We start from the raw sequence: 9137 nt of genomic DNA on the forward strand, positions 1-9137 counted from the left end.
CCAGCCCAGCAACCGGCTTCATTGCGCCGGTATGTGACACCGCCTAGCGTTCATCCGGTGGAATCCGACTACGACGAGCTGGACCGGCGGCTCGTGCACGCCCTCCAGATCGACGGTCGTGCCCCGTTCAGCGCCATCGCCGAGGTTCTCGGCGTGTCGGATCGCACCGTCGCCCGGCGCTACGCCCGGTTGCGGTCGGCCGGGGCGCTGCGGGTGCTCGGCGGGATCGACGCCTCCGCGCTGGGGGCAGTCCTGTGGTTCCTGCGGGTGCGCTGTGCGCCCGCCGCGTCGCTGCCGGTCGCCGAGGCGTTGGCCAGGCGCCCCGACACCTCCTGGGTGAGCCTCAACTCCGGTGGCACGGAGATCACTTGTGTGGTCAGGACCGAGAGCGAGGCGGACAGCGAGGCGCTGCTGCTGGCCAAGCTCCCCCGCACCCCGCGCGTGGAGGGCGTGACCGCGCACTCCGTGCTGCACGCCTTCTACGGCGGCCCGGACAACCTGGTCGGCAAGCTCGGCCTGCTGGACGAGGGGGCGGTCGAGCGGCTGCGCCCGCCTCCGCTGCGGCACCGGGAGGGGCCGGTGCGGCTCGACGAGGGCGACCGCAAGCTCCTCGCACTGCTCGCCACCGACGGCCGGGCGGGGTACGAGCAGTTGGCCGCGGCGACCGGCTGGTCGCCGACGACGGTACGGCGCCGGATGACGGAGCTGCGCGAGTACGGCGTGCTCTACCTGGATATCGACGTCGACTGGCGCATGTTCGGCGGGACCGCCCGGACCCTGCTCTGGCTCTCCGTCGCCCCGGCGCACCTGGAGGAGGCCGGTCAGGCGCTGGCCGCCCATCCGGAGGTCGCCTTCGCGGCGGCCACGACCGGCCCGACCAACCTGTACGCCAGCGTGGTGTGCGCGGACCAGCGGCAGCTGTACCGGTACCTGACCACACAGGTCGCCGCGCTGCCGGCCATCGCTCACCTGGAGACCGCGCCGGTGATCCGGACGGTCAAACAGGCGGCGAACCGAGCCTAGGGTCTTTCGTCTGGATCAGGCCGGGGACCGCGAGCGTCGGCGCCATGCCATGCGGCGGTCCTCGCCGGCCTCCGGGGCGTCGGGGCCCTACGGCTTCGGGTCCGGGTGGAGGGCGGCGCGGGTGAGGGACGTCGCGGTCGCCACGACGCCGGCGATGGCGTCCTGCGGGTCCAGGCCGTACAGATCGGTGAGGTTGAAGAGTGCCTCGGCGCTGACCACCACGGCGAGGCCCCGCTTGAGTTGCTCCAGCGCGGCGGGGTCCATCCCGGCGGCCGCCGGCGCCAGCGCGTGGTCGATCAGCCCGAAGCGCAGGCCGGGACGGGCGGACCGGTCGGGCCGGGCGATGGTTCCGGCGATCATGGCGCGGACCACGCCCTGCCGGGCCAGCACATGGCGCAGCAGGAACTCGGTCGCGGCGGCGACGCGCGCCACCGGATCGGTGGAGTGCTCGACCCCGGCGAGCGCCTCGCCCGGCTCGGGGAGCTGGCCGGCGATGGCCTCCTGGAGGAGGCTGACGAGATCGGGGAAGTAGCGGTAGGCCGTGGCCTCGGAGACCAGGGCCGCCGCCGCGATGTCGGCCATGGTCACCTCGCGCCCCGTACGGCTCAGTTCGGCCGCGGCCTGCACGATCGCCCGGCGCGTCCGCAGCTTCTGGTTCGCGCGGCCGGTCATGCCGGAGGCCGGCGACGTGGACGAGGACATGGATCCACCTTTCGGTCCGCGACGGGAGGCGTCTTTACCTGCGGTCTTCCCGCGAGGAAGACTTGCATCATACGATGCGACCGCCCTATTTTCATGCGAGCCAACTCTCACAGAGGAGTCCGACCATGAACAGCGTCGCGATCGTCCCCCCTGACGGCGGCGAGGTGATCGAGTTGGGACCGGCGAGGATGCGGATCCTGGAGGACGGCGGCACCACCGCGCACCGCCTCGGCATCGGGGAGATCACCCTCGCCCCGCACAGCGCCGGCCCGCCCCAGCACCGTCACGCGGAACACGACGAGGGCTTCTACGTGGTCTCCGGCACGGCCCGGTTCACCGTCGGCCACGACGAGTACGAGGCGCCCGCCGGAACGCTGGTGATGGTTCCGCCGGGCGTGCCGCACACCTTCGCCAATTCGGGCGACGAGCCGGTGGTGATGGTCAACACCTTCACGCCCGACCTGTACGTGCAGTACTTCCGGGACCTGCGCGACGCGGCGGCGCGGGACGGGGAGCTGACGGGCGCGGCCACCGTGCGGGTCATGGCCCGGTACGCGACCACACCCGCCACGGAGTACGACTGAGCCGCCGGCCCGCGCTCGCGGCGCTCCGGGTTCAGGCCGCGGCCGGAGCGTTCACCACGGTCCGCGCGAAGTCGCCGATGGCGCCGAGGGTGAGCCCCAACTGCTCGATGTGCGGGAAGTGTCCGGCCTCGGGGACGGGGACGAAGTGGCCGTCGGGGAAGGACTCGGCGTACCCGCGGCCGTAGGCGGTGGAAGCGATGCCGTCCTGCTCGCCCCAGACGACCAGGACGGGTACGCCGACGCGGTGCAGGCGCCCGCGCAGCTTCGGGTCGTACGAGAACTCCTCGCCGCCGTAGACCGCCAGGGTCCGCTGGTTGGCGGCCCCCTGCGCCCGCTGCTCGTCGCTGAAGGAGGAGAAGTCGGGGCGGAAGGCCGGACCGGCGAAGGACAGTTGGGCGATTTCGGCCGGTGCCAGGGTGCGGACGTCGACGACGGCGTCCTCCTTCCGCACCGGGTGGACGCCGACCGCGTTGAGCAGGGTGAGGCTGCCTATGCGGGCCTTGGTGTCGCGCAGGGCCATCTCGGAGGCGACCCAGCCACCGAACGAGGTGCCGATCACCATGACTTCGCTCAGGCCGAGGAGGTCGATCAGGTCCAGGTAGGCGACGGCGAGGTCGGCCGCCGAATCGACCCACTCGGGGCGGTGCGTGCCCTGGAAACCCGGATGGGTCGGGACGACGGTGTACGCGTGCTCGGTCAGCGCGCTCGCCAGACCGGCCATCGTCTGGGGGCCCGCGCCGCCGTGCAGCAGCAGGAAGCCCCTTCCTCCGGAGCTGCTTCCGCGCTCCTCGATGGTCACGGTCAGGCCGCCGGGGAGGTCGACGGTACGGGTGGTGGCGGGAACGGGAGAGGTCATGGGTACGCCCTTCGTGAGAATCAACTCTCATGAATATAGGTAAGTCACATCCTTCATGCAAGTGGATTCTCACGACGAGAGCGGCTGCGCAATACGTTGACGGCGATCAGCGTCTGCTCCATCAGGGCCCTGCCGACCCCGGTGCCGAGGCGGTCGGGGGCCGCCTACAGGGCAAGGAGTTCACTCGCCTCCCCCGTGACGGGAGGCGAACCCGTCAGGGGTGCGTCAGCCGTGTATCAGGGCGCCCTGTCAGTCTTGTTCATGTGAACGGCACTCGGGAGAACCGGGAGCCGGGAGCGAGGAGAGGTGCCCGGAGTGGTTGATCGGGGACCGGTGAGCATGTCTCAGGGTCGGACCCTCAGGGGTCCACGCAGGTTCGAATCCTGCCCTCTCCGCCAGCCAGGTCCTCCAGGGGGACGGTGCCCAGCCCCACCCTGACAGCCACATCTGCGGCCGCCGCGCCCTCCGGGCCATCACACCGCGAACCACGCCGCGTTACCAACGAAGGGGGCCGTGCGGTCAGGGACGGGGCTTCGGGGCGTCCCTGACCGCCTTGTGGCGTCAGACGCGGTCGGCGGCGATCAGGACGTATTGGAAGGAGCCGTCCCGGTACGACTCGATGAACGCCTCTTCGATTCCGGTGACCAGGGAGGACGTGGCCCGCAGTTCCCAGTAGGGCAGGGTGTCGGGGGTCAGGTCGATGATCGTCTGCGGCACGAGGCGGTTGTCGGCCATCGCGCGCAGGTACTCGCGCCGGGAGTGGATGTTGCACTCGAAGTGGGCGTTGATCTGCGAGACCCACTTCGACGGCTGGCCGTAGCGCGGGTTCCAGCAGCCGGTGATCGTCACATAGCGGCCGCCCACCTTGAGGAAGCGGGCGTGCTCGGCGAACAGGTCGTGCAGGTCGACGTACATCGTGGACTCGTTGTTCCACGAGGCGGCGACGCTCCCCTTCTCGAAGGGGGTGTCGAGCATGTTGCAGACGTGGGAGCGGACATGGTCCTGGATCCGCAGGTCCCGCGCGCGCCCGTTGCCGAACTCGGCCTGCGTCTCGGACAGGGTGACGCCCTGCACCCGGCAGCCGAAGCGGCGGTGGGCCATCACCATGGAGCCGCCGCGCCCGCAGCCGGCGTCCACGAGGGTGTCCTCGCTCGTGATGGCGCCGAGGTGGTCCAGGAGCAGCTCCGCCTGGGCGGACTCCAGCCGGTGCAGCTCGGCGATCAACTTCTTCTCGTAATCCCGGTGTTGCGGGTCGCCGAGCGCGGCGTGATCGACGGCGCCGATGCCGTAGTGGTGGTGGTAGAGGCCGTCCACGTCACCGAGGCGCAGGTTCACCGGCCGCGCCTCGTTGTTCCAGTACCGGGCGATGTCCTCCTGGTACGGGGTCGCCGGGGCCGGGATCGTCGCGGAGAGGGGGCGGGTCGTTTCCGTGGTCACTGAAGTATCCGTTCTTTACCAGAAGTCGGGCAGGCTGTAGCGGTAGGTGTTGGTCCGGTGCCAGTCGTGGTTGCCGTCCACCCAGGTGGCCACGCCCCTGAGGAAGCGCAGCACGCTGGGCAGCGGGCAGTCCGCGGCGACGTCGGCCGCGGCCGCCTCGAAGGCGTGCATGAGCTGGTTGTGGACCTCGACGGCCTTCAGGTACGCGTCGCGCTCGGAGAGCTGCTCGCGCCTGGCGATCACCACCGGCAGGTTCAGGTGCAGACCGGGGCTGTCGAGTTCCTTGGTGTAGGAGTAGAGGTCGTTGACGATGGTGGCCGCGTTGCCGGCGAGGGCGATGGCCCGCTGCATCTTCGGCAGGGCGTGGAGGTCGGCCGGGAGTTCGTAGCCGCCGACGGTGTCGGTGATGGTCGGGCAGGGGCGGAAGTTGTTGAACTGGCGCATCGCCAGGTACTCCCACACCTGCGGCACGTACCCGGTCTCGGCCCAGGCGGCCTCGGCCAGGTAACCCATGTGCAGCCGCGCCATGTCGTGCCGGTAGCGGTCGGCCTGGGAGGGCGTCGCCGCGCGGACGAAGTAGTCCATCGCACTGCGGTACGCGCGCCGCGGCGCGTCGGAGCCCAGCGACTCCTCCCACTCCGGGGCGTACTCCGGGGTGGTGTGGAGGTGGTCGAGCGTGGTGTGCGCGAGGAGGAGTCGTCCGCCGAGGCCGACGGGCGAGCCGCCGTGGTCCTCGCAGTAGCAGTCGTCGACGGCGTTCTCCGCGACCATCAGCCGGGTGGCGAGCATCAGGTGGTCGATGTCGGGGGCGTCGGGGTGGCAGGCGACCATGTAGCGCCCGACGGAGAATCCGTCGAACTGGCCCTCCCACTCCTCGGGGTAGAGCTGGACCTCTTCCTCGGCCCACCGCTTGATCCGGCGGCTCACCTCCTCGACGCGGGCGGGATCGGGCTCCGGGACGGGGTGGTGGTAGAGGCCGGGGACGACCTGCCCTTCGGCGGGCGGGGCGGCCTGGGCTCCGGTGGGCGGGACGGGGGCCTGCGCGAGGGGCGCCGGAACCGTTCCGGGTTCCGGGCCCGGTCCGGGTTTCGGCTCGGGGGCGAGCTGACTCAGCGTGCGGGCCAGGGAGAGCGAGGCCGTGCCCAGGCCGGTCGGTCCGCCGAGGATCCGCCGGAGGTCGGGGCCGGCGGCGGGTGCGGCCTGCTCCACGACGGCGGGCGCGGGGAGCGTGGCCTTTGCCGCGGCGGCGGGCGCGGCCCCGGCCGGGACCGTGGCCGCCGGGATCGACGGGGCGGGCGGCTGCTGCGCGGGGACGGTTGGTCCGAGGGGCCCGGATACGGGCATCTGCGACTCCTTGCTGCGGCGGCGGACGGTCGACTCGTGTCGTTCGGGGCGGGGTGGGTCGGCGCGTGCGCGAAACGGTTCCTCTAGTCCGGCCTGTGGGCGATGTGCACGTTCTCCAGCACGCCGAGCGCGTCGGGGACGAGGACCGCGGCGGAGTAGTACAGGGTGACGAGGTACGAGGTGACCGCCTGCTCGTTGATGCCCATGAAGCGCACGGAGAGCCCCGGCTCGTGCTCCTCCGCCAGGCCCGTCTGCCGCAGGCCGATGACCCCCTGGTTCTCCTCGCCCGTGCGCATCGCGATGACGGAGCTGGTCTGCTCCTTGCTGATCGGGATCTTGTCGCAGGGCAGGATGGGCACACCGCGCCAGGCGAGCACGGTCTGTCCGCCGATGTCGACGTGGTCGGGATACAGGCCGCAGGCGGTGAAGCCGCGGCCGATCGCGGCGATCGTCCTCGGGTGGGCGAGGAAGAACTTGGTGCCGCGGCGGCGGGTGAGCAGCTCGTCCATGTCGTCCGGGGTCGGCGGCCCGGAGTGGGGCTGGATGCGCTGTGCGAAGTCCGCGTTGTGGAGCAGTCCGAACTCGCGGTTGTTGATCAGCTCGTGCTCCTGGCGCTCGCGCAACGCCTCGACCGTGAGCCGTAGTTGCTCCTCGGTCTGGTTCATCGGCCCGTTGTAGAGGTCGGCGATCCGGGTGTGGACGCGCAGGATGGTCTGCGCGGCGGAGAGCTCGTACTCGCGCGGGTTCAGCTCGTAGTCGACGAAGGTGTGCGGCAGTTCGGCCTCGCCGACGTGACCGGCCGACAGGGCGATCTCGGCCTCGCCGTACTTGTTCTGCCGCTTGCGGGTGGCGGAGCCGAACCGCTCGACGTGGGCCCGCAGGCCCGGCACGGAGTCGTGTACGGCGGTGAAGTCGGCGCGGGAGAGGGTGAGGAGGGTGCCGGAGGTCTGGGCGGTGGCCGTGTAGGCGTGGTGGGCGTCGCCGTCCAGGAGGGCTTCCTCGCCGAAGTGGTCGCCGTCCGCGAGGACCGGGAGGGCGACTTCGGCGCCGTACTGGCCGTGCCCGGTGCGGGCGACGCGGCCGTGGGCGATCAGGTGGATGCGGTCGACGGGCGTGCCGCGCTCGACGAGGACCTCGCCGGCGGCGAAGTCGCGCTGGGTGCAGCGGTCGGCCAGGGCGGTGAGGGCGCCGAGGTCCTCGAAGCCCCGTAACAGGGCCAGTTCGCCGAGTTCGCGCGGGATCACCCGGACCGTGGCGCCTTCCTGGACGAACTCGATGCGTCCGTCGCCGAGGGTGTGGCGCAGCCGTCGGTTGACCCGGTAGGCGCCGCCCTTGGTCTCGACCCAGGGGAGCATCCGCAGCAGCCAGCGGGAGGTGATCTCCTGCATCTGCGGGGCGGACTTGGTGATGGTGGCGAGGTTGCGGGCGGCGGCGGTGCTCAGCGACTGCTGTGGCGCGGCCGGTGCGGTCCGGGGCTCCGGGCTGCTGTCGACGGTCATCGGGGTCGGGCCTCTCCTTGCGTGGCTTGGCGGCCCGCGCGCACGGGGGCACCGGCCGCGGAAGGGAGGAATGTCGAGGGGCGGGGTCTCGGGGATCCGTCCACGTGGAGGACCGTAATCGGCCGGTCAGCCCGTGCTCCCGGAATGCTCGTGGGCTTACTTCGAAGCAGTGATAAAAAATTGAACACGGTTTATCGGGCCGAAAGGCGGCATCGCGCCATCCGCGCGGGGGCCGCGGCGGGGCCCGGCCGCCCGCACAAGACGATCACGCGTCGGGCCCTTGCATGATCAAGCCACGGCACCGACAGGAAACCGGCCTCGCGTGTTCGATTTCCTGTCGGGGTGACACGGCAGCAAGAGACGATCGAACCGGAGCGCGACGGCTGCTGAGCAGCGCGGCCGGCGTCCGTCCGGGCCCGGCGCCCCGCAAGCACAGGTGCGGCGAGGGACCCGTGCCGGACCGGGTGCCGTGCGCCGTCCGACCACCCACCGGAGTTTGGGACACTCTTTGCGCGGGACACGCAACTATGGTGCGCCTTCTCCTTGTCTGGCAGGGAGTCGGGTTCATCAGGCCGAGGTAACGAGAGAGCGGGGCAGGAAAGTGGGACGGCGCAAGGGCAGCATAGGGATCGCACTGGTCACGGGTGCGGTGCTGATGGGTGCGAGTGCCTGCGGAGGGAGCGGCAACGCCGGCGCGGGCGGTGACGACGCGAAGGCTCCGGGCAAGTCGACCGCGAGCGCCTCCCCGTCGCCGACCAAGCCCGCGGGGCCGCCGATGCTGCTGGACACGATCACCCCGCAGAACGGCACCACGGTGGGCGTGGCCATGCCGATCTCGGTGGTCTTCACCAACCCCGTGGCGGCCAAGGCACGGGCCACGGTGGAGAAGCACATGAAGGTCAGCGCCTCGCAGCCGGTGGCCGGCGCCTGGCACTGGTTCGGCGACAAGCGCGCCGACTGGCGGCCGAAGAACTACTGGCCCTCCGGCACGAAGGTGAAGATCGACGCCGACATGAAGGGCGTCAGCAACGGCGCCGGACGCTACGGCGTGCGCGACTACACGCACACCTTCACGATCGGCGACGACGTGCGCGCGGACGTCTCGGTCACCGGCCACACCATGAAGGTGACCCGCGACGGCAAGCCGGTGCGCACCCTGTCCATCAACGCGGGCAGCGCCCAGTACCCGACGTGGAACGGCACGATGGCGGTCATCGACAAGCAGGAGAAGGTCCACATGACCTCCTGCAGCGTCGGCATCAGCTGCGACAAGGGCAGCCCCAACTACTACGACCTGACGCTGCCCTGGGACGTGCACCTGACCCAGAGCGGTACCTACGTCCACTACTCGACCGGCGACCCCTCGCCGGGCGGCGGCAGCGCCCGCGGCTCGCACGGCTGCGTCCACCTGTCCCTGTCGGACGCCAAGTGGTTCTACGGCCAGGTCAAGCAGGGCGACCCCATCACCATCACCGGTTCGAGCCGCGCCAAGGCGGACCCCGACAACGGGTACGCGGACTTCAACCTGGACTGGACCCAGTGGCTCGCGGGCAGCGCCACCGGCGAGGAGACGACCTCGGCACTGTGATCCGCCGCCGCGGGGGGGGGGGGGGGGGGGGGGGGGGGGGGGGGTGGGGGGTGGGGGGGGGGGGGGGGGGGGGGGGGGGGGGGGGGGGGGGGGGGGGGGGACGT

8 protein-coding genes and 1 pseudogene are annotated in these 9137 nt (G+C 71.3%); 4 read left to right on the plus strand and 5 right to left on the minus strand.

The window, feature by feature from the left end; translation table 11 throughout:
* The first annotated feature begins 57 nt into the window (after positions 1-57).
* Complete coding sequence (locus ACZ7EC_RS01205) at positions 58-1023, plus strand: Lrp/AsnC family transcriptional regulator (RefSeq protein WP_471056033.1); 966 nt, start codon at positions 58-60, stop codon at positions 1021-1023.
* Between the two features lie 87 nt (positions 1024-1110).
* Here ACZ7EC_RS01205 and ACZ7EC_RS01210 read toward each other — a convergent pair whose 3' ends face one another.
* Positions 1111-1725 carry a TetR/AcrR family transcriptional regulator gene (locus tag ACZ7EC_RS01210; RefSeq protein WP_471056036.1) on the minus strand — a complete coding sequence of 205 codons (615 nt, stop codon included), beginning with the start codon at positions 1723-1725 and terminating at the stop codon, positions 1111-1113.
* Between the two features lie 125 nt (positions 1726-1850).
* On the opposite strand from ACZ7EC_RS01210, the gene ACZ7EC_RS01215 reads away from it, so the two are divergent.
* Entirely contained in the window at positions 1851-2309 is a 459-nt protein-coding gene (locus tag ACZ7EC_RS01215; protein ID WP_471056039.1) for a cupin domain-containing protein, read from the plus strand.
* 31 nt (positions 2310-2340) lie between these two features.
* Here the strand turns inward: ACZ7EC_RS01215 and ACZ7EC_RS01220 are convergent, their stop codons facing one another.
* The gene (locus tag ACZ7EC_RS01220) at positions 2341-3165 is read right to left on the minus strand and encodes an alpha/beta fold hydrolase (RefSeq protein ID WP_471056042.1); all 825 of its coding nucleotides are present in this window, start codon (positions 3163-3165) and stop codon (positions 2341-2343) included.
* A 300-nt stretch (positions 3166-3465) separates the two neighbouring features.
* Here ACZ7EC_RS01220 and ACZ7EC_RS01225 point away from each other — a divergent pair.
* Positions 3466-3563, plus strand: a pseudogene (locus ACZ7EC_RS01225).
* 163 nt (positions 3564-3726) lie between these two features.
* Here the strand turns inward: ACZ7EC_RS01225 and ACZ7EC_RS01230 are convergent.
* The 3 genes from ACZ7EC_RS01230 to ACZ7EC_RS01240 all read right to left on the minus strand — a co-directional run bounded on the left by ACZ7EC_RS01230 (position 3727) and on the right by ACZ7EC_RS01240 (position 7445).
* Positions 3727-4602 carry a geranyl diphosphate 2-C-methyltransferase gene (locus tag ACZ7EC_RS01230; protein WP_471056045.1) on the minus strand — a complete coding sequence of 292 codons (876 nt, stop codon included), beginning with the start codon at positions 4600-4602 and terminating at the stop codon, positions 3727-3729.
* A 15-nt stretch (positions 4603-4617) separates the two neighbouring features.
* Positions 4618-5946, minus strand: a complete 1329-nt coding sequence (locus ACZ7EC_RS01235; protein ID WP_471056048.1) for a family 2 encapsulin nanocompartment cargo protein terpene cyclase — start codon at positions 5944-5946, stop codon at positions 4618-4620.
* 83 nt (positions 5947-6029) lie between these two features.
* A complete protein-coding gene (locus ACZ7EC_RS01240) occupies positions 6030-7445 on the minus strand; it encodes a family 2B encapsulin nanocompartment shell protein (protein WP_471056051.1) in 1416 nt (471 codons plus the stop codon).
* Between the two features lie 601 nt (positions 7446-8046).
* On the opposite strand from ACZ7EC_RS01240, the gene ACZ7EC_RS01245 reads away from it, so the two are divergent.
* On the plus strand, positions 8047-9033 hold the full coding sequence (locus tag ACZ7EC_RS01245; RefSeq protein WP_471056054.1) for a L,D-transpeptidase: 987 nt from the start codon (positions 8047-8049) through the stop codon (positions 9031-9033).
* The last annotated feature ends 104 nt before the right edge of the window (positions 9034-9137 follow it).

The organism is Streptomyces sp. NPDC037203 (assembly GCF_055605065.1).

What these genes read in the sequence shown, in the direction of transcription:
- ACZ7EC_RS01240 (WP_471056051.1), bottom strand. Translation starts at nt 7,445, where the DNA reads ATGACCGTCGACAGCAGCCCGGAGCCCCGGACCGCACCGGCCGCGCCA.
- ACZ7EC_RS01220 (WP_471056042.1), bottom strand. Translation starts at nt 3,165, where the DNA reads ATGACCTCTCCCGTTCCCGCCACCACCCGTACCGTCGACCTCCCCGGC.
- ACZ7EC_RS01210 (WP_471056036.1), bottom strand. Translation starts at nt 1,725, where the DNA reads ATGTCCTCGTCCACGTCGCCGGCCTCCGGCATGACCGGCCGCGCGAAC.
- ACZ7EC_RS01235 (WP_471056048.1), bottom strand. Translation starts at nt 5,946, where the DNA reads ATGCCCGTATCCGGGCCCCTCGGACCAACCGTCCCCGCGCAGCAGCCG.
- ACZ7EC_RS01215 (WP_471056039.1), top strand. Translation starts at nt 1,851, where the DNA reads ATGAACAGCGTCGCGATCGTCCCCCCTGACGGCGGCGAGGTGATCGAG.